The organism is Massilimicrobiota sp. SW1139 (assembly GCF_012027715.1).
Classification (GTDB): domain Bacteria; phylum Bacillota_I; class Bacilli_A; order Erysipelotrichales; family Coprobacillaceae; genus Allocoprobacillus; species Allocoprobacillus merdigallinarum.
The window spans coordinates 1-19,061 of sequence record NZ_SJOR01000015.1 but is presented as its reverse complement, the minus strand read 5'-3'; the positions used below and the strand labels follow the sequence as shown (position 1 = coordinate 19,061).

At 28.6% G+C, this 19,061-nt stretch carries 21 protein-coding genes, 1 other RNA gene and 1 other annotated feature; of the genes, 2 read left to right on the top strand and 20 right to left on the bottom strand.

The genetic code is table 11. The features are described 5' to 3' along the window. The first annotated feature begins 80 nt into the window (after nucleotides 1-80). Nucleotides 81-302, top strand: coding sequence for a hypothetical protein (locus tag E0K96_RS08690; protein ID WP_168082580.1), 222 nt, complete (start codon nucleotides 81-83; stop codon nucleotides 300-302). A gap of 142 nt (nucleotides 303-444) precedes the next feature. Here E0K96_RS08690 and E0K96_RS08685 read toward each other — a convergent pair whose 3' ends face one another. From E0K96_RS08685 to E0K96_RS08600, 18 genes are all read right to left on the bottom strand, one after another. Then, nucleotides 445-2,262: a PTS fructose transporter subunit IIABC gene (locus E0K96_RS08685; RefSeq protein ID WP_168082578.1), complete on the bottom strand. Its 1,818-nt coding sequence runs from the start codon at nucleotides 2,260-2,262 to the stop codon at nucleotides 445-447. Further along, complete coding sequence (gene pfkB / locus E0K96_RS08680) at nucleotides 2,252-3,175, bottom strand: 1-phosphofructokinase (protein ID WP_168082576.1); 924 nt, start codon at nucleotides 3,173-3,175, stop codon at nucleotides 2,252-2,254. The genes E0K96_RS08685 and pfkB overlap by 11 nt, the downstream gene beginning before the upstream one ends. Before the next feature lie 66 nt (nucleotides 3,176-3,241). Then, nucleotides 3,242-4,096: a 16S rRNA (cytidine(1402)-2'-O)-methyltransferase gene (gene rsmI / locus E0K96_RS08675; RefSeq protein ID WP_168082574.1), complete on the bottom strand. Its 855-nt coding sequence runs from the start codon at nucleotides 4,094-4,096 to the stop codon at nucleotides 3,242-3,244. After that, a complete protein-coding gene (locus E0K96_RS08670; RefSeq protein ID WP_168082572.1) occupies nucleotides 4,089-4,823 on the bottom strand; it encodes a tRNA1(Val) (adenine(37)-N6)-methyltransferase in 735 nt (244 codons plus the stop codon). Before E0K96_RS08670 ends, rsmI begins: the two co-directional genes overlap by 8 nt. Beyond that, nucleotides 4,804-5,634, bottom strand: a complete 831-nt coding sequence (locus tag E0K96_RS08665; protein ID WP_129737647.1) for a PSP1 domain-containing protein — start codon at nucleotides 5,632-5,634, stop codon at nucleotides 4,804-4,806. The genes E0K96_RS08670 and E0K96_RS08665 overlap by 20 nt, the downstream gene beginning before the upstream one ends. Before the next feature lie 12 nt (nucleotides 5,635-5,646). Beyond that, nucleotides 5,647-6,600, bottom strand: a complete 954-nt coding sequence (locus E0K96_RS08660; RefSeq protein ID WP_168082570.1) for a hypothetical protein — start codon at nucleotides 6,598-6,600, stop codon at nucleotides 5,647-5,649. Continuing rightward, a complete protein-coding gene (gene tmk / locus E0K96_RS08655) occupies nucleotides 6,597-7,220 on the bottom strand; it encodes a dTMP kinase (protein ID WP_168082568.1) in 624 nt (207 codons plus the stop codon). The genes E0K96_RS08660 and tmk overlap by 4 nt, the downstream gene beginning before the upstream one ends. 69 nt (nucleotides 7,221-7,289) lie before the next feature. Continuing rightward, nucleotides 7,290-7,481 (bottom strand): pro-sigmaK processing inhibitor BofA family protein, encoded by a 192-nt coding sequence (locus E0K96_RS08650; RefSeq protein ID WP_277985402.1) that lies wholly within the window; start codon nucleotides 7,479-7,481, stop codon nucleotides 7,290-7,292. Nucleotides 7,482-7,503: 22 nt separating this feature from the next. Next, nucleotides 7,504-8,097: a recombination mediator RecR gene (recR, locus tag E0K96_RS08645; protein WP_087245066.1), complete on the bottom strand. Its 594-nt coding sequence runs from the start codon at nucleotides 8,095-8,097 to the stop codon at nucleotides 7,504-7,506. Then, entirely contained in the window at nucleotides 8,097-8,402 is a 306-nt protein-coding gene (locus tag E0K96_RS08640) for a YbaB/EbfC family nucleoid-associated protein (protein ID WP_168082566.1), read from the bottom strand. The genes recR and E0K96_RS08640 overlap by 1 nt, the downstream gene beginning before the upstream one ends. A 1-nt stretch (nucleotide 8,403) precedes the next feature. Next, nucleotides 8,404-10,218: a DNA polymerase III subunit gamma/tau gene (gene dnaX / locus E0K96_RS08635; RefSeq protein WP_168082564.1), complete on the bottom strand. Its 1,815-nt coding sequence runs from the start codon at nucleotides 10,216-10,218 to the stop codon at nucleotides 8,404-8,406. Between the two features lie 57 nt (nucleotides 10,219-10,275). After that, nucleotides 10,276-10,968 (bottom strand): Bax inhibitor-1 family protein, encoded by a 693-nt coding sequence (locus tag E0K96_RS08630; protein ID WP_168082562.1) that lies wholly within the window; start codon nucleotides 10,966-10,968, stop codon nucleotides 10,276-10,278. A gap of 99 nt (nucleotides 10,969-11,067) precedes the next feature. Next, nucleotides 11,068-11,511 carry a nucleoside deaminase gene (locus tag E0K96_RS08625; protein WP_168082560.1) on the bottom strand — a complete coding sequence of 148 codons (444 nt, stop codon included), beginning with the start codon at nucleotides 11,509-11,511 and terminating at the stop codon, nucleotides 11,068-11,070. A gap of 15 nt (nucleotides 11,512-11,526) precedes the next feature. After that, an RNA gene (gene ffs / locus E0K96_RS08620) (signal recognition particle sRNA small type) lies at nucleotides 11,527-11,614 on the bottom strand. 41 nt (nucleotides 11,615-11,655) lie between these two features. Then, nucleotides 11,656-12,651: an SGNH/GDSL hydrolase family protein gene (locus E0K96_RS08615; protein ID WP_240924484.1), complete on the bottom strand. Its 996-nt coding sequence runs from the start codon at nucleotides 12,649-12,651 to the stop codon at nucleotides 11,656-11,658. 11 nt (nucleotides 12,652-12,662) lie between these two features. Continuing rightward, on the bottom strand, nucleotides 12,663-14,231 hold the full coding sequence (locus E0K96_RS08610; RefSeq protein WP_168082556.1) for an MBOAT family O-acyltransferase: 1,569 nt from the start codon (nucleotides 14,229-14,231) through the stop codon (nucleotides 12,663-12,665). Continuing rightward, nucleotides 14,231-14,461, bottom strand: a complete 231-nt coding sequence (locus tag E0K96_RS08605; RefSeq protein WP_168082554.1) for an acyl carrier protein — start codon at nucleotides 14,459-14,461, stop codon at nucleotides 14,231-14,233. Before E0K96_RS08605 ends, E0K96_RS08610 begins: the two co-directional genes overlap by 1 nt. Next, nucleotides 14,462-15,970: an amino acid adenylation domain-containing protein gene (locus E0K96_RS08600; protein WP_168082552.1), complete on the bottom strand. Its 1,509-nt coding sequence runs from the start codon at nucleotides 15,968-15,970 to the stop codon at nucleotides 14,462-14,464. Nucleotides 15,971-16,135: 165 nt separating this feature from the next. Between E0K96_RS08600 and E0K96_RS08595 the strand changes: the two genes are divergently transcribed. Beyond that, entirely contained in the window at nucleotides 16,136-16,912 is a 777-nt protein-coding gene (locus E0K96_RS08595) for an HAD family hydrolase (RefSeq protein WP_168082550.1), read from the top strand. 92 nt (nucleotides 16,913-17,004) lie between these two features. On the opposite strand, the gene serS is transcribed toward E0K96_RS08595, so the two are convergent. Next, entirely contained in the window at nucleotides 17,005-18,282 is a 1,278-nt protein-coding gene (gene serS, locus E0K96_RS08590; RefSeq protein ID WP_168082548.1) for a serine--tRNA ligase, read from the bottom strand. Nucleotides 18,283-18,323: 41 nt separating this feature from the next. Beyond that, nucleotides 18,324-18,513: a binding site (T-box leader), on the bottom strand. A 37-nt stretch (nucleotides 18,514-18,550) separates the two neighbouring features. Continuing rightward, nucleotides 18,551-19,061: GNAT family N-acetyltransferase (locus tag E0K96_RS08585; protein ID WP_240924483.1), on the bottom strand; the 511-nt coding region annotated here is incomplete at its 5' end.

Sequence of the window (19,061 nt, the reverse complement as noted above, 5' to 3'; positions counted from 1 at the left end):
TTCATCATCGTGATAAATCTTTTATAATAAGTATAGAGATGTTAAAATTATATTGTAAAAAGTAGATATGGGGTGACACTATGAAACATTTATTGAATAATACTGGTGTTAAAATTTTTTTAGGTATAATACTCAGCATCATTTTAGGTAAAGAAATTGTTTATAGTTTTATATCAAACATGAATGGTACTGACTATATTCTTAAACAAATTTTAGCTATGCAAATTACCATCATTATTTTAATTATTACTTTTGGTTTTATTATATTAAAGAACATAAAAATAAATAGTAGTCATTTATAAAAAAACAAAGAGAATCAATTTTGAAGATACTATTATTTTTTTATCAAAATTCAAATTAAAGAAAAGAAGCTGAACATATCAATTTTTAAAAAGATATTTTGTCACAGCTTCTTTTTTATTTCAATAAATTGCATATAGCAATTTATGCTTTTAGTTTTAACTTATTCATTATAATGATTAATAATGTTCCTATGATTAGTGAAATAATTAAACTAGAAATAAAATATATTGGATTGTTAATGAGGAATATTGTCCATATACCACCATGTGGGAAAGCTTGACCACATTGAAAATACATTGATAATGCGCCAGCTATGCTTGATGCTATAATACATGGATATTTAACAGCGATTTTATATTTTTTCATATATGGAATAGCTACTTCACTGACAAAACACAATCCATTTAATAAACAAGACCATTTCTTTTGTTTATCTTCTTGATCAAAAACTTTTGATGTTAACATTGTTAACCATATGATCAATGGTGGCATCATACCAGCTAACATAACTGCTGACATCATATCATATCTACCTGTAAAGATACCGATAATACCTATTGTGTAAGCAATCTTATTAATTGGACCGCCTAAATCAATGGACATCATCATACCTAAGATTGCACCAATAATAACAACTACAATACTATCTAGATTTTGATTCAATAAACTGACATAATCAATAAAATATGGGGCTAACATATAAATGAGAAAACTTAATATTGTTGTTCCTATAATAGGTACAAATAAATTTGGAGTTAAACTTTGTAAATCCTTTGGTAAATATGAAAACAAATGTGATAATCCTAATGCTAGATATCCACCTATGAATCCTACTAAAATCCCTTCTATAATATTACCCTGCACATTAATCAAAAAGATGGATGAAATCAACGAAACAACAAATCCCTGTTTTCCTGCTATACTATCACCAATAAAAGCACTGGTTATTGGAATTGAAATATTAATAGCAAGTGATGCAATATAATACATGATAGTTAAATATTCCTGATCAACATCCATATTCTGTAAGTAAGGAATAAGACTCATTAGTATACCTGAAATCATTAAGATAGGTATAATCTGTGATATACCATTCATGAGATGTTGATATATTTTTCTAGTCCCCTTTTCATTACTTTCTTTGTATAATTTTTTGCCATGATAAATTTCTGCTTTTTGCTGTAATGCGTTTTTTAATAATTCTTCAGTATGATCAATCGCTTTTGTCACAGGAACTTGAATAACATATTTATTTTGAAATCTTTCCATCTCTACTTTCTTATCTGCCGCTACAATAACACATTTTGCTTTTTCTATATCTTCTTTTGTTAATTTATGTTGGATACCACTTGCTCCATTTGTTTCTACCTTTATGGATATATTCATTTCTTTTGCTTTCTCTATTAATGCTTTTTCTGCCATATAAGTATGTGCTATTCCTGTAGGACATGCAGTTACAGCTACTAGATCAATATTATTTTGAACAACATTTTGATCTTTCATTGTATCCATATTTTGAAATAATAAATGAATAAACTCTTGCTCATCTTGACTATTAATCAATTGCTTAACCATATCTTCTTCCATTAACATTTGACATAGTTGAGCTAATATCTGTAAATGCTGTGATCCACCATCTTTAGGTACTGCAATCATAAAAAAGAGAGAGACTGGTTTTTGATCCAATGCATCATAATCTATGCCATTTTTGTTAACCATTGCTACTAAAGAAGGATAACAAACTGTTTCACTTTGAGCATGAGGTATTGCTATCAAGTTGCCCACTCCTGTTGATGATATCTTTTCCCTCTCTAAGATAGCTTTTTCAAAAACGAACTTATCTTTGATATGTCCACATTGAAAGTGTTTTTCTACCATTTCATGAATTGCTTCATTTTTATCTTTTGCATTTGAATTAAGAATAATACTATCTTCTTTTAATAAATCTTTAATATTCATATTCAACCTCATTGATTGTTTTTAATAAAAGTTCAACTTCATCAGCAGTTGCTAAGTCTTTTGAGAATGCACTTGCACTTCCTGTTGCTACTCCCATTTTAAAAGCTTGTAGATAATCTTGAGTTTTGACATATCCTGCAATGAATCCTGCAACCATTGAATCTCCAGCACCTACTGAATTTACAACTTGACCTTTAGGTGCATCACAAAAATAGACTTTTCCATTTTCGCATACAAAGAGTGCTCCATCTCCTGCCATTGAAATCAATACATTTTTTGCACCCATTTCTTGAAGCTTTTTAGCATATTTAACAATATCCTTTTGATTAGAAAGTTTCACGTGAAACATTTCTTCTAATTCATGGTTATTAGGTTTAATTAAAAATGGTTTATATTCTAATACATTCATTAATAAATTTCCTGTTGCATCAACAACAACTTTTATTCCTAAATGATTAATCTCTTTCATGATATGAGCATAAATATCATCAGATATACATTTTGGTATACTTCCTGATAAAACAAGTATATCCCCTTCGTGTAATTTTTTTATTTTTTCAATAAGCTTTGTTAAATCAGTTTCATTAATCATCGGTCCATTTCCATTAACCTCAGATTCTTCATGACTTTTCATTTTAAAATTAATACGTGAATAACCATTTTGAACATCAATAAAATCTGTATGTATACCATTTTCTTCTAAATGAGTTTGAATATAGGAACCTGTAAATCCTGCAATAAAACCTAATGCCTGACTTTCAATTCCTAAATTATTTAAAACGATTGAAACATTAATTCCCTTTCCACCAGTTAAAACATATTCATTTGCTGTTCTATTGACTTTCCCTAGTTGAAAATCATCTACTTCAACAATATAATCAATTGATGGGTTAAATGTTATTGTATAAATCATATTTATTCCTCCTTTTTTATATGTTTATTATACATAAAATATAAAAAAAAGAATATATTTCTATATTCATTTTTTATGATATTCATTATATACAATATTTTTAGATAAACCTCTTTCTTTTGCTACTGCTTTAATAGCATCCTTAGTAGTTAAACCTTTTTCAATATACTCTTCAACATGTTCTTCAATGCTCTGATCAAAAGTTTTTATATCTTCTATATTTTCTTCTTGATTACCTTCTACAACAATGACCATTTCACCTTTCATATCATCTATAACAGATAATAAGTCTTCAATTGTTCCTCGATTAATTTCTTCATGCTTCTTAGTTAATTCTCTACATAATGCAATTGAACGATTTCCTAAAATCTCTAACATCAATTTTAGTGTCTTTTTAATACGATGTGGTGCTTCATAAAAAACAATTGTTTCTCTATAGTTTTTAAGTTTTTCTAACTCCCTCTTCTTATTCTTATCATTTCTATCTAAGAAACCATAAAACATAAATGGCTGAGGAGCAATACCTGAAACAACTAATGCATCTAAACAAGCATTGGCACCTGAAACAGGTACAACATTAAATCCTTCACGAATAGCCTCTTTAACAAGTTCATAACCTGGATCGCTAATTGCAGGATATCCAGCATCACTAACCAAAGCAATATTCAAACCACTCTTTAAATCATTAATAATTTTAGGTATTGCAATCATTAAATTATGTTCATGATGAGAAACAAGTTTTGTTGAAATATCAAAGTGGTTTAATAATTTAATAGTATTGCGTGTATCCTCTGCAGCAATATAATCGACTTCTTTTAAAGTTTGTATAGCACGATAAGTCATTTCATTCAAATTACCAATAGGTGTCGCTACAATATATAGTGTAGGTAATGAATTTTCAAAACTTTTTTGTCTATTCATTGATATCTTCTCCAAACATTTTTCTTATTTCATTCGTATAACTACCATCATCATTATGAGCATATAATGGTGATTCAATTTTCAATCCTTTATTTCCTTTATACATACCTTCAATTAAAAAGATATGAGAATCCTTTCCAATTTTAGGATAAACAAAGCGAATACGTTTAGGTTCAATATCATATTTTTGCATGATATTAATAATTTCAATCATACGATCTGGACGATGAACCATTGCAAAACGTCCTTTATTATCCAAAATTCTTGCTGCTGATTGAATAATTTCATCTAAATTTATTTTTATTTCATGACGAGCTATTTTAAGGAATTCATTATCATTAAGATTACTTCTTTCATTAACCCTGAAGAATGGCGGATTACATACAACCAATTTCACTTTAGAAGCATTCTTTACATAATCCTTAATATCTGAATGTATAATTTCAATTTGATTCTCTAAATGATTTAATTGAACATTCTTCAAAGCCAAATCTACAGCTTCTTTTTGTATTTCAATACCCTTTATCTTCTTGTCAGTTCTTAAACTCAACAAAAGAGGAATGGCAGCATTATTCGTTCCAAAATCAATAATTTCATCTAAATCTTTATTAATTGTACAAAAGTGAGCTAATAAAACAGTATCCAAAGAAAAGTTAAACATATCCTTTCTTTGGATAATTTTCATATTTTCATAAGCCAATAAATAGTTAACGACTTCTTGGTTCATGTTTATGCTCTCTAGGTGGTAATATTTGAATTTCATCTAATGATACAAATGAAATATTACCATCATGTTCAATTTTGACTAAATCACTTATTACATTTAAACCAGTCACTTTTACAATTTTATTATCGTATTTTACTTTTGAACCAATTTTAGGAAATCTTTGTTTTTCCTTTGTATATGTATCATCTTCATATTTAAGACAACAAAGCAATCTTCCACATGCTCCTGATATCTTATCAATATTGATTGCAAGCATCTGATTTTTTGCCATATTAATAGAAACACCATCAAATTCACCTAAAAATGATGAACAGCAAAGTGGTAAACCACATGATCCAAGTCCACCTACAATCTTAGATTTATCACGAGGTCCAATTTGTCTTAATTCAATACGACATTTAAAGACACTTGCCAACTCTTTCAACAATTCTCTAAAATCTACACGTGTTTCAGAAGTGTACATAAATATAACTTTTGAAGCATCAAGTGTATATTCACAACTTACTAAATGCATGTCTAGATCATACTCTTTGACAATCTCTTTACATATTTCTAAAGACTTTTCAGCCTTTGCTTGATTATAAGCAAATAATTCCAAATCCGCACGATTTGCAACTCTTTTAATTTTTTTAAGTTCAGTATCAAGATTAAATTCAGAAATATGTTTTAAATCTGATACCAACTCTCCTAATTCCAACCCTCTTATTGTTTCTACAACGACTTTATCACCTTTATAAAGATCTAAATCAGTTGAAAAATAATAAGATTTTCCAACATTATTAAAACGAATAAGAGCTAATCTTTCTTCCATAAGTTCTCCTTTCTATATTCTAAACATCATACTATCCATTAACAACATAACATTGGCATTTGTACTCAATAAATATTCTGTATTTAAAATCAAATCAATTTTATTAATAATATTTTCATCACTATCATTTATTCTCTTATATAAACTTAAAAAAGATGGATAAGTGAGATTCATAGAATGTTTCACGTGAAACAAATCTCTTAATGCTAAAACAAGCATATTCAAAAATAATTGAATGTTCTCTTTTTCTTTAAAATCTTTTAATAAATGAGTCTGAACATTAATGATTAAATTATCTCTGTGAAAATAAAGATCATCAAGAAAATGATAAACTTCAAGCTTTAGTTTTTCAAACATATCAGATTCAATATATTTTTGACATTCATCATAGCTTGTAAACAATTCAGATAAAATATTGATATCATCTTCCAAGATGTCATCTCTCTTTAACTCCTCTTTCAGTGATTTTTGAGAAACAGGTAATAATTGAATAACTTGACATCTTGATTGAATCGTAGGTAAAACACGATTTAAGTTTTGACAAGTAAAAATAGCATAAACTCCTGAAGTTGGTTCTTCAAGCATTTTTAATAAACTATTCATTGCTTCAATAGTTGAATTTTCAATATTTTCCATTAAATATATTTTTGACTTTCCTTCTAAAGCAGATTTAGAAAATTGTTCTTGAATATATTCAATATGTGGCTTCTTAATTGTTTCTTCTAATCCATTACAATAAATAAAATCCCCATAATTATGTTCATCAATACGTCTACATTCATTGCAATGATCACATGCGAGAACATCATTTTCACAAATCAAACTTTTCGCAATAAAATGAGCTGGTTGTCGAGCATTCTTCCCTACTAATAAAAAAGCATGTGGAATTTTATTGTTTTTAAAACTTTTTGAAATAATCTGATATAAAATAGGTTGTTGCTGTTTTAAGATTTCTTTATAACTCATAGAATTTCTTGAATTCTTGATAAGACTTGATTAAAAACTTGATTTACATCTAGTGAAGCATCTATTTTTACAATACGTTCAGGAAATTTATCACATAAAGTTAAATAACCTTGATAAACTTTTCGATGAAAATCAATATTCTCTAAATCCAACCTATTTACTTCTCTATCCTTATTTGCATATACACGTTGAAGTCCATCATCCGGTAAAATATCAAAGAAGATTGTACGCTTTGGTAAAATATTTTCAGTGGCAAATAAATTCATCTGATAAACTTCATCAATACCAATTCCTCTAGCAATACCTTGATAAACCATTGAACTATCAACATAGCGATCACAAATCACAATATATCCTTTTTCTAATGCTGGAATAACCTTTTCAACAAGATGCTGTCTACGACTTGCTGCATAGAGTAAAGCTTCTGTTTTTCTATCCATATTTGTATATTGTACATCATGTATAATATCACGAATTTTTTCAGCAATTTCAACACCACCAGGTTCTCTTGTTAAAACAACATGATAACCTTCTTTTGTAAGCGCTTCTTTAATCATTGAGGCAATAGTTGTCTTTCCACTACCTTCTCCACCTTCAAAAGAAATAAAAACGCCTGACATATTAACACCTCATTTCTTTCTCTATTATATAAAAAATTAATCCAAAGATAAAGTTTTATTTCTTGACAATTAAAGGACAACTCTTAAAACAATGCAAAGTATAAAGCCAAAAATATCAAATATAGAAATAATAAGAATATTAAATATATTGAGTGATAAAGTTAAATGAGTTATTGAAGAAAAAGCATTAAATATAAAAATTGAAATAGTTGCCATAAGCAACCTCATAAAAATGCGTGTTACTTTCAACAAAAAAATCACCTCATTTTAATATATGAGATGATTAGATTTTTTTTCTTCCTTCTAATGATTTTAATAAAGTCAATTCGTCAGCATAATCTAAATTACTTCCTATTGGTAAGCCATTAGCTATTCTAGAAGCTGGTATATTCTCTTTTGAAAGAAGTTTAGCTAAAAATAAAGCTGTTGTTTCACCTTCACGTGTAGGATTTGTAGCAATAATAACTTCTTTAATATTGTCATTGAGACGTTCAAACAAAGAATGAATATTTAAATCATCAATTGTTTTACCGTCCATAATGGATATAGTTCCATGCAATACATGATATAAACCATGATATTCTTTCAATTTTTCCATTGCAAAAACATCTTTAGGTGATTCTACTACACAAATAGTTGTCTGATCTCTTGTTGGATCCTGACATATATCACAAATTTCTCCTTCGCAAATATGTCCACACTTCTTACAATAATGAATTCGTTTCTTCAAATTTAATAAAGCATCTGAGAATCTTTCAACTTGTTGTAAATCCATTGAAAGAACATGATAAACAAGTCGTTCAGCTCCTTTTGTTCCAATACCTGGTAACATTTTAAAACATTCAACCAGTTCTTCAAAACTCTGTGGATATTCCATTATAGAAATGCTGATACATCAACACCATTTGTAACTTGATTTAATGTATCTTCCCTTTCTTTAGAAACTTTAGCTATTGTTTGATTAATAGTTGCCATTAATAAAGCTTCCATATTGTCCTGATCTTCTTGCATTAAAGAAGGTGCAATATGTAATTCAATAATAGAAAGATTCCCTTTCATCTTTCCAATAATCAAATCATCCTGACTATTGAATTCAAATTCTCTTTCATCAAATTCTTTTTTTGCTTTATTGACTTTACGTTGCATTTGTTGCGCTTGTTGTAATAAATTTCCAAAATTCATATTAATCCTCCTTAAATTCTACAATATCTTCTCCAAATAATTGAATCGCAAATTCTTGTGCTTCAGTCATATCAACATGATCTAAATCATGACTATCTATATGCTTTAATGTTAATTCATGAGGTTGAGGTAATTGACCTTTTCTCTTTAATTCAATAAAATGGCTACGCATTTTCAACCACTCATCCTGCTGAATCGCAATAAAACGATACTCACTTCCTAAAACTTCGCTAAGAAAAGCACTTAACTGTTTATAATTCTTATAATAATTAACAGCATTAACAGATGGCTGATATTCAAAAGAAATAATAAGTCCACCTTCACATGCAGCTACTGCTGTTCCATCACATAACATACTTGCACTTTTAGCCATGTTCAGATTAGCTAAATATCTTTTAATAATTGGCCATCTTTCTTGAATACTTTCCAATATTGTTCTTTTGGCTTGAACAAGGATATTCATAATATCAGCTTCATCTACCTGAATTTCATCATCAACAGTTGGTTCAATATCCTGTTTCTGTTCAAATTCAAAAGTAGGAATATCATCATTTTCATGACTTTCTAAAGATGAATCATCAATGATTTCATCAATAATCTCTTCTTGAACAGGCTCTTCTATCACATCATGATGATCTTCTTCAACATCATGATGGTCCTCTATAATCACATCACTGTGTTTAAGTTGTTGAATAGGCTGTTCAGGTACTTTTACAGTTTCCATATGAATAACTTTTTCATCTTTTATTTGATTACACATTTTTAAAATAGCTAATTCAAAATAAACGGAAGGATTGATCACTTTCGCATATTTTTCACTGGCATCCATTAAAATATCAATAAAATCTAATGCTTCTTCACAACCCATATACGGTACAATTAAATCTAAGTAATATTTAGATAAAACAAATAAAATAGATTCATCATGTGTATTACGATAAATAACAACATCTTTTAAAATATCAACTAAATCCAATGTTAATCTTTTAATATCTGTTCCATTCATTTTCATATCATCTAATAATGATAAAGCTTTTTTCATATCTTTAGAAAGAATTGTTTTTATAAAATCAATCTTATTTTCTAAAGAAACAATTCCATATATCTGATTCACATCTTTTACAGTTAAATGTTGATCATTATAAGCGAGACATTGTTCTAAAATAGACAATGCATCACGCATTCCACCATCAGCCAGTTTTGCAATCAATTCCAATGCCTCATCATCACATTCATAATGTTCCTCATTGATAATATCTTTCATACGATGAACAATATCTTGAATGCTTAATTTAGTGAAATCAAATCTTTGGCATCGAGAAATAATTGTTGGTAATATTTTGTGTGGTTCTGTTGTTGCAAAAATAAATATAACATGAGTTGGAGGCTCTTCCAATGTTTTTAATAAAGCATTTGAAGCACCTGGTGACATCATATGAAATTCATCAATAATATAAACTTTATATTTTCCTTGTGTTGGTGCGTATTTGACCTTTTCAATAAGATTTCTCACTTCATCAACACCATTATTGCTGGCAGCATCAATTTCAATAACGTCTGGATGCGTACCTAAAGTTATCTGTTGACAATTCTCACATTGATCACATGGTTTAGGAGAACCTGTACAATTAACAGCTTTTGCTAATAATTTAGCAATTGTTGTTTTTCCAGTTCCTCTTGGACCACAGAATAAATAAGCATGAGCAATTTTATTTTCATCAACAGCATGTTTTAAAGTTGTAATAATATGTTCTTGTCCAGCAACATCTTCAAACTTTTGCGGACGATAAACACGATATAATGTCTTATATGCCACCTCGATCAACTCCTTGTCTTGTCACATTATAACATAAAAAAAGATATCTTTCGATATCTAATTATTATCCATGATTAACATTAAAATATCAATAAAGATATTAACAAAATCCAAATACAGTTCAAAAGCACAAAACAATATTAAGCCTTCTAGGTATTCTTCTGACGATTGTTCATACATTGTCGAAATCATCTTGAAATCATATAAAGTAATACCTGTAAAAATTAATAAATCTAAAAAAACAATAATATAATAAAGCATTGGTGCCTGAATAAACAATAAAATGATATAACCAATAATCATGACTGGTAATACTGATATACAGACTTTAGCGATATTTGAAAAACTTGAAGTCGTATATTTTGTAATGGTATATAACAAACCAAAATAAGCACATGTTAAAGCAAATGCTAAAGCCGTTATATAAATAGAAACTGATGCTAATATAAATGAAAAAATAACACCATTAACAATTGAATATAAGATAAAAAATCTTTTCACAGATGCAAATGATAATTCATCTATAGGTTTGTCTACCTTTTTATTTAAAGTCCATACAAATGCGATTTCAATAATAACTGAAATAATCAAAACTGGAAAATAAAACGGTATTAAAGCATAGATAATCCCAGAAAAAATCACTAATAAAGAAGTTATAGCCGTTATTCCTACACCAAAGAAAACCCATTTGATAACTTCTGACAAGAATTTTTCATAATTCATTTGTTTCGTTAACATCTTTTGATCCATATATCTCACCTCTAAATATAGTATATCATATTGATATGGATAAATGATGAAAGTCTACAAGATAATATCAAAACATATGCTTAAGATAAAAAATCTGCATTAATGATTTCTTTTTCCTTTAAAATATTGGGACAATAATAAACAGCATTGTTTTTCTAAGATTCCTGAAATTACTTGAGGATGATGATTAAACTCATGATTTGCTAAAAAAGTTGATAATCCATGCCATCGTTGTCCTTTAGCAGCAAAAACAACTTTTTCTATACGACTTTGAATAATAGCTCCACTGCACATAATACATGGCTCTAATGTTGAATATAATGTACAACCATCTAAATGCCAATTGCCTAATTTTTGACAAGCTTCTCTAATTGCAATCATTTCAGCATGTGCCGTTACATCATGGGTAGATTCTTTTTGATTATAAGCCTTTGCGATAATCTCACCATCTTTGACAATAATAGCTCCAATAGGCACTTCATCAATGTCTCTTGCTAAACAAGCTTGCTGATAAGCTATTTTCATATATTCTTCATCACTCATAATCTCACTCCTTAGAAAAAAGCCACTACACATAAACGGACATTCTTAATGCTGCTACCTTCCGGTCCTGACATGGTTCGAAGCCGCCTATTGTAATGGCAAAATCTATTATAGCATATTTCTTATACAAATCAATAAAAAATTCTATTTCCCAATAAATCCATCTTTTCCTTTATAAAACTTTAATTTTTGATGATAAGTTAAATAATCCTGATTCCATTCCTGATATTCTGGATGACTACGATAATCCTGAAAATCATATTGTTTTTTTAAATATTCACCTAAATATCGTGTGACTTTCTGAGCACCAAAATCATTTAAATGATTACCACCATCTCTAGTATCATTGATCCAATCAAAATCAATATCATCTAATAACATATTAAAATCTAAAAAAGGAATATGGTATTGATTGGCTATATCTTGAATTTTATGGTGTTTATCCATAGTCCATGTATTTGCAGTTGGACAGCACATAAATAAAACTTGAGACTCGTGTTTTTTTGCATAGCGAATAAACTGATCAAGATAATATTGTGTTGTAAGAGTTAAAGAACTTTTCTTTTTATTTTTTAAGTAAGATTTTCCACCTTTATAAGATTCTACATTATTATAATACTTATAACCCTTTGTAAGTATTTTTTGATCATAGTTTTTATTTTTAACAAAATCATCTTTTTGAATTGTTTTCCAACGACTATGATAATCAAAAACTGGAAAAGATTCTTTTAATAATTCAGATACTGTAGTATCTAAATCATCTACATCACTCTTTGTAAATAATTCATCAACTTCTAAAATAATTAATTTGGGATTTTGATTTTTATAAGTTTCTTTTAATAAAGAATAAGCTTCAACAATTTTTTGACTTGGCTCAGCACAAACATATGATGGTATTCCCTGTTCATGCCATAACTGTAATGGGTTCATAGCATTATATAAATCACTATTACCAATAGCTACAATATCCAAAGAATGATCTCTTTCACCATAGAAACCTCTAGCGTTTTCATATTTAATTCCAGCTTCTTTGGTATTTTGCTTAGGAACAACAATTTGTGATGACAGATGTAAAACACAAACAGTTAAACTTAAAAATATAACTATTTTCGCAAAATTTTTTATATTTTGTTTTCTCATCAAAATTCCTCCTAAAATTGTGCATAAATGAAGCTCACTATATCATATCCTCTACCATAAGCACCAAAAATAACAACAATCATTAGACCTGTTAAATAAAATGTCCAACGTGGTATAATATGCCATTTAGCAATCTGCTCTCTTATATGAATATTTTTTTCTTTAATTAAACTTATAATGAAAACAATCAAAATACCTGATAATACAATCCAAATATCTTTGACATCAATTCCCATATAACCAACATCAAAAGAACCTTGAAAACATGAAATAAACATATGCCATGCAATAGATAAACTATCAGCCCTAAAGATTAACATTCCAATACTTACAATCAAAATAGTTCTTAATATACTAAAAAATTGATATGATTTATTTTGATCTTGAATATGTAAAATATTTTTTATTTTTATAAAAACTGGTTCCAGGTACATACCTAACATCATTAATATATAGTAATACATTCCATACATCACATATTTGATACTTGCCCCATGCCAAAGTCCATTACATATCCATACAAAAAATAAAGCAGTTGAAGCAGGCAATAGTTTGTTAATATAATCATTTCCATGTTTTCTTACAAACTGACTCCATTTTTTAAATGGGGCAGATAATGAAACACTATAAAAAATATAATCTCTCAACCATGTTCCTAGTGTAATATGCCATCTTTGCCAAAACTCATTAATATTTTTTGCAAAGAAAGGCTGTCTGAAATTCGCTGGTAAATGAATACTAAAGAGCTGAGCACTTCCTCTGACAATATCCATACATCCTGAAAATTCAGTATATAACTGTATTGTATAAAAAATAATCGCAATAATAACACTTAATCCTGAAAACTTTTCATAATCATTAAAAACATAGTTTACCAACATGTTGGCTCTATCAGCAATGACTATCTTTTTAAACATTCCCCATAAGATTAATTGCACTCCATATGTTAAATTTTCATAACAGAATGAACGTCCTTCATATATCTGATAAGCAACCTCATCATATCTTGTAATAGGTCCTTCTACAATTGTTGGAAAGAATGTTAAATATAAAGCTACTCTTGTCAAGCATGTATCAGCATGATATTTACCACGATACACATCTATCACATAGCTTATAGCCTGTAATGTATAAAAAGAGATACCTAAAGGCAAAAACAGCTTAAGTAATGGTATTGAGATATCAAAATGTTCAAGTAAGCTGAAATTCAGTATATCTATGAAAAAATTAGAATATTTAAGGAATACAAGTAACCCTAAATTTATAATTAATACCAATCCAACAACAAGCTTTTTTTGCCATAATATCTTCTCTTTAAATGCTTTTTTCTGTTGTCTATCTAATGATTTTTTGACACTTGTAAATAAATCATTGATTTGATCTATCCATATAGCTCCAATATAGATAGATAATGTCGTTAATAGAATAAATACAATCATCCATATACGACTAGAAAGAATATAATAAAGATAACTCGCTGATAATAAAACAACCCATTTATATTTTTTAGGAAACACACTATAAAGTAAGAATGTGATTCCTAAAAAAAGTATTAAATATACATATGTTGTATAAGCCATTAATTTTCTTCCTGTAAACGTTGAATCAATTGATAAATTGTATCTACAGATTGAAAGTTTTCAGGTAATATATCTAATGGTGTGATTTCAATATCAAATTCATCATTTAATTCTACTGTTAAATTCATAACATCTAATGAATCTAATATTTTATCATCAATTAAATTCTTTTCATTTTCAAAATTAACTCCTGGTTTTAAGTCTCTTAAAATATCTAATAACTCTTCCATTTATTTTTCCTCCTCATGATAATGATTTTTTAACCATTTTCTATCTATTTTTCCATTTTGATTTAAAGGCATAGCCTTCATTTTTATAATTTTATTAGGATACATATATTGTGGTATCTTATTGGATATACCTGACATAATCTCTGTATCAGTTATTTTTCCTGTATAAATCAAAATAATCTTATCTTCCAATTCATCATAAATAACAGCACAGCTTTGAATTTTTGATAATGCATAGACAGCTGCTTCAATTTCACCTAATTCTATACGATATCCCATATGTTTAATTTGAAAATCTTTACGTGTAATATAAATCAATTCTCCACGCTCATTGTATTTTACCAAATCTCCAGTTCGATAAATGATTTCTGGATATGCCTGATTTAAAGGATTTTGAACAAATACTTCTTTTGTCTTTTGAGGATTATTATAATAACCTAAAGCTAAAAATGATCCTCTTACACAAAGTTCACCTTCTTTATCATCTGTGATTTCATGATTATTTTCATCAAGTAAGAAAATATCACAGTTTTGACATGCTTTTCCAATTGGTAAAACTTCATCATCACTAAATTCTCTATCAACAATATAATAAGTACAAATATCTGTTGTTTCCGTTGGACCAAAAAGATTGGCATACATGATATCAGGATAATGCTTCTTCCAGTAATTTAAATGTTTGGTAGGCATAACCTCCCCAGCAAATAATACTTTTTGAATATCATTCAACTTAACATAATCTAATACTTTCATATTAGCAATAATACCTAAAGCAGATGGAACCCAATAAATGGTATTAACATGCTTTTCATTCATATATTCAATGAGTTTAACTGGAAAAGAAAATAATTTCTTTGGTAAAATATGAAGTGTTGCTCCAGCAATAATTGTACTAAAAACATCTGATACTGACATACTAAAATAAAAAGGTGTCTGACTACCAAATTGTGTATCTTCTTGAATATCAAAAGTATCATGAAACCAAGATGCATAATTGATAACATTACGATGAGATAATACTGCTCCTTTAGGTACTCCTGTTGATCCAGAAGTAAATAAAGCATAAAGTGGATCAGTATCTATCATTTGTTTTCTTATTTCCTTTAAATGAATGAAATCAATATCTGTCTGAATCATTTGCTCATAAACAAAAACCTGATGATGTAATGCTTTTGCTTTTTCTTTATATTGACTTTGACAAATCAAAGCAACTGGATTTAATGTTTCAAAAATAGTCTGAATACGATCATTTGGCATCATTGCATCTATAACAACATAGAAATTGCCACTATATATGACTCCAAAAAAAGCAGTTAAACTTTCGACATTTTTATCCATCATCACAGCAATAGGTTGTCTATGTGACTGTAATGATAATAAAGCCGTTCCTACTTTTTGTGCATTTTCCATACATTGTCCATAACTTATTTCATTATTTTCATCAGTAAAAGCAATTTTAGTAAAATACTTTTGTGATGCTTGTTCTAAAAATTCAAGGACATTTTTCATATACTCCCTCCTATTCGACAAGATTCTATCAAAACCTTATGAATATATAGTGGAAAAAATGTGTATTTTATGTGTACGAATATTCAAATAAAATATGATTTATCTTTATATACAAACTTAAAAATTATACAATAATATATATCACTCAATATAAAGGAGATTTATATGAAACCAATAAAAATCATTTTTTTTGATATTGATGGAACACTCATTGATATGAATAAAAAACAAATATCTCAAAAAATGCTTGAAACATTAAAAAGATTAAAAGAGAATCAAATCAAAATGTGTTTAGCAACTGGTCGAACACCCATGAGTTTACCTCATTTTGATGGGATTGAATTTGATGCTCTCTTAACTTTTAATGGTTCTTATTGTTTTACAAAGGATCAAGATATTTCAAGCTTCCCTATTCCATCTTATGATGTTCAACAAATTATTCAAAATGCCAAAAAACTACATAGACCATTATCCATTGCTACAAAAAATAGAATTGCCAGCAATGGAAAAGATGATGATTTGGTACAATATTTTGATTTTGCTAAAATGAAAGTAGAAGTTGCTGATGATTTTAATGAAGTCGCTAAAGATGAAGTTTATCAAATAATGGTTGGTTGTAGAGAAAAAGATTATTCAATTCTTATGGATAACGTAGAAAATGCTAAAATTACAGCATGGTGGGATAGAGCAGTTGATATTATTCCTGCTCAAAGTGGTAAAGGTATTGGTATTCAAAAAATTCTTGACTATTATCAATTAGATGCATCACAAGCTCTCGCTTTTGGTGATGGAAATAATGATATAGAAATGTTACAAACAGTAGGAACAGGTGTTGCAATGGGAAATGCTTCATCACAAGTAAAAGAGATTGCTGATGATATATGTGGTCATGTTTGTGATGATGGTATTTATCACTACTGCCTCTTACATCACCTTATATAAGATCTAAGCTGCAGCTTTGCAGCTTTTTTATATCTTTATAAAATAAAAAATGCCCTGAATTTATATCCAGGACACCCTGCCATTTTTGAATCTTAACCAATTCTTTCTTTTCCACCCATATATGGTCTTAAGACTTCAGGAATAGAAATACTTCCATCTTCATTATAATTATTTTCAATAAATGCAATTAATGCACGTGTACTTGCTAGAACAGTATTGTTAAGAGTTGCGACATAATATGTTCCTTTTTCACCTTTTGTACGAATACCTAAACGTCTAGCTTGCGCATCTCCTAATGTAGAACAAGATCCGACTTCAAAATATTTCTTCTGTCTAGGTGACCATGCTTCTACATCACAAGATTTAACTTTTAAATCAGCTAAATCTCCACTACAACATTCTAGTGTTCTTACAGGAATATCTAAACTTCTAAATAATTCAACAGTATATGACCACATTTTATCATACCATTCCATAGCTTCTTCTGGTTTACATAAAACAACCATTTCCTGTTTTTCAAATTGATGTACACGATAAATACCACGTTCTTCAATACCATGAGCACCAACTTCTTTTCTAAAACATGGTGAATATGAAGTTAATGTAATTGGTAATTCTTCTTCTTTAACAATCTGATCTTTAAATTTACCAATCATACTATGTTCACTTGTTCCAATTAAATATAAATCTTCACCTTCAATTTTATACATCATAGCATCCATTTCTTCAAATGACATAACACCAGTCACAACATCACTTCTAATCATAAATGGAGGAATACAATAAGTGAATCCTTTATCAATCATGAAATCTCTGGCATAAGATAACATAGCTGAAGAAAGTCTAGCAATATCACCCATCAAATAATAGAAACCATTACCACTTGTTCTTCCGCTTGCTTCTTTATCTAAACCATTTAATTTTGTAATAATATCAGCATGATATGGAATTTCATAATCAGGAACAACAGGATCTCCATATTTTTGAATTTCAACGTTTTCACTGTCATCTTTTCCAATAGGTACACTATCATCAATAAAGTTAGGAATTTTCATCATCACTTCTTTTAATTTTGGACCTAATTCAACTTCTTTTGCTTCTAATTCTTTTAAAGTATCAGCCATTTCACTGACTTTTCTTTTATTTTCTTCAGCTAAATCTTTTTTCCCTTCACGCATAAATTGTCCAATTTCTTTAGATAATGAATTACGCATAGCACGAAGCTCACTCGCTTTTGTCAAAGCTTCACGATATTCTTTATCTAATTCAAAAGCTTCATCAACTAAATGTAAACGATCATGCTGAAATTTCTTTCGCATATTTTCTTTTACAGCTTCTGGATTTTCTCTTAGTACAGCAATATCAATCATTTTTCATTTCTCCTTTTTCAATAAAATAAAAAGCACCTTTTACAAGGGACGAATATATCGTGGTGCCACCCTATTTCTTATCAAACTGATAACTTTTATGAGATAACGGTTCAACCGGAAGTGATTAGCTTCTCTTATTGGTAGATTTCAATGTTTCCTCATACTGATTTACACCAACCATCAGCTCTCTATCATGATTTCACATTTACTTATCCAATGCAACGATTTGATATACTGATTATAGCATAAGACCTGATAATTTCAATAATTATTTAATCAAAGAATACATTATCATGTCATGAAACTCACCATTTTTAAAGCCGTTCTTACGTAAAAGACCTTCACGTTCAAAACCACATTTTTCTAAGACTCTTTGTGAGGCTGGGTTATAATCAAAAGGAGCCGCAAAAATTCTCTCTATATCACTATGTTCAAAAACATATTGACATGTCTGTTTCACAGCTTCACTCATAATACCTTTTCCCCAATAAGAATATCCTAAATAATATCCTAATTCTGCACTTCTACGATAAATATCATCTTGTCTTAAAACAGAAATACTGCCAACAACATGTCCTTCATATTCAATCGCAAAAGCAAAGATTTCATTTTCATCAGCAGATAACATAGCATCTATATAATCATAAGCATCCTGTAAATGATATGGATAAGGTATACGATCTGTTAAATTATTTAAAACTCTTAAATCATTAATAGATTGTTGTAAATCTTGAGCATCTTCTCTTTTCCATTTTCTAATCAAACAAGTCATCTTCATA

Bases quoted from the DNA above. Each gene is read 5' to 3' on its own strand.
- E0K96_RS08660 (WP_168082570.1), bottom strand. From the start codon at position 6,600: ATGAGTTATAAAGAAATCTTAAAACAGCAACAACCTATTTTATATCAG.
- E0K96_RS08690 (WP_168082580.1), top strand. From the start codon at position 81: ATGAAACATTTATTGAATAATACTGGTGTTAAAATTTTTTTAGGTATA.
- recR (WP_087245066.1), bottom strand. From the start codon at position 8,097: ATGGAATATCCACAGAGTTTTGAAGAACTGGTTGAATGTTTTAAAATG.
- E0K96_RS08670 (WP_168082572.1), bottom strand. From the start codon at position 4,823: ATGAACCAAGAAGTCGTTAACTATTTATTGGCTTATGAAAATATGAAA.
- E0K96_RS08615 (WP_240924484.1), bottom strand. From the start codon at position 12,651: ATGAGAAAACAAAATATAAAAAATTTTGCGAAAATAGTTATATTTTTA.
- rsmI (WP_168082574.1), bottom strand. From the start codon at position 4,096: ATGAATAGACAAAAAAGTTTTGAAAATTCATTACCTACACTATATATT.
- E0K96_RS08600 (WP_168082552.1), bottom strand. From the start codon at position 15,970: ATGAAAAATGTCCTTGAATTTTTAGAACAAGCATCACAAAAGTATTTT.
- E0K96_RS08640 (WP_168082566.1), bottom strand. From the start codon at position 8,402: ATGAATTTTGGAAATTTATTACAACAAGCGCAACAAATGCAACGTAAA.
- E0K96_RS08630 (WP_168082562.1), bottom strand. From the start codon at position 10,968: ATGGATCAAAAGATGTTAACGAAACAAATGAATTATGAAAAATTCTTG.
- E0K96_RS08625 (WP_168082560.1), bottom strand. From the start codon at position 11,511: ATGAGTGATGAAGAATATATGAAAATAGCTTATCAGCAAGCTTGTTTA.
- tmk (WP_168082568.1), bottom strand. From the start codon at position 7,220: ATGTCAGGCGTTTTTATTTCTTTTGAAGGTGGAGAAGGTAGTGGAAAG.
- E0K96_RS08610 (WP_168082556.1), bottom strand. From the start codon at position 14,231: ATGGCTTATACAACATATGTATATTTAATACTTTTTTTAGGAATCACA.
- E0K96_RS08665 (WP_129737647.1), bottom strand. From the start codon at position 5,634: ATGGAAGAAAGATTAGCTCTTATTCGTTTTAATAATGTTGGAAAATCT.
- pfkB (WP_168082576.1), bottom strand. From the start codon at position 3,175: ATGATTTATACAATAACATTTAACCCATCAATTGATTATATTGTTGAA.
- E0K96_RS08605 (WP_168082554.1), bottom strand. From the start codon at position 14,461: ATGGAAGAGTTATTAGATATTTTAAGAGACTTAAAACCAGGAGTTAAT.
- serS (WP_168082548.1), bottom strand. From the start codon at position 18,282: ATGATTGATATTGCTGTACTAAGAGAAAATCCAGAAGCTGTAAAAGAA.
- E0K96_RS08685 (WP_168082578.1), bottom strand. From the start codon at position 2,262: ATGAATATTAAAGATTTATTAAAAGAAGATAGTATTATTCTTAATTCA.
- E0K96_RS08595 (WP_168082550.1), top strand. From the start codon at position 16,136: ATGAAACCAATAAAAATCATTTTTTTTGATATTGATGGAACACTCATT.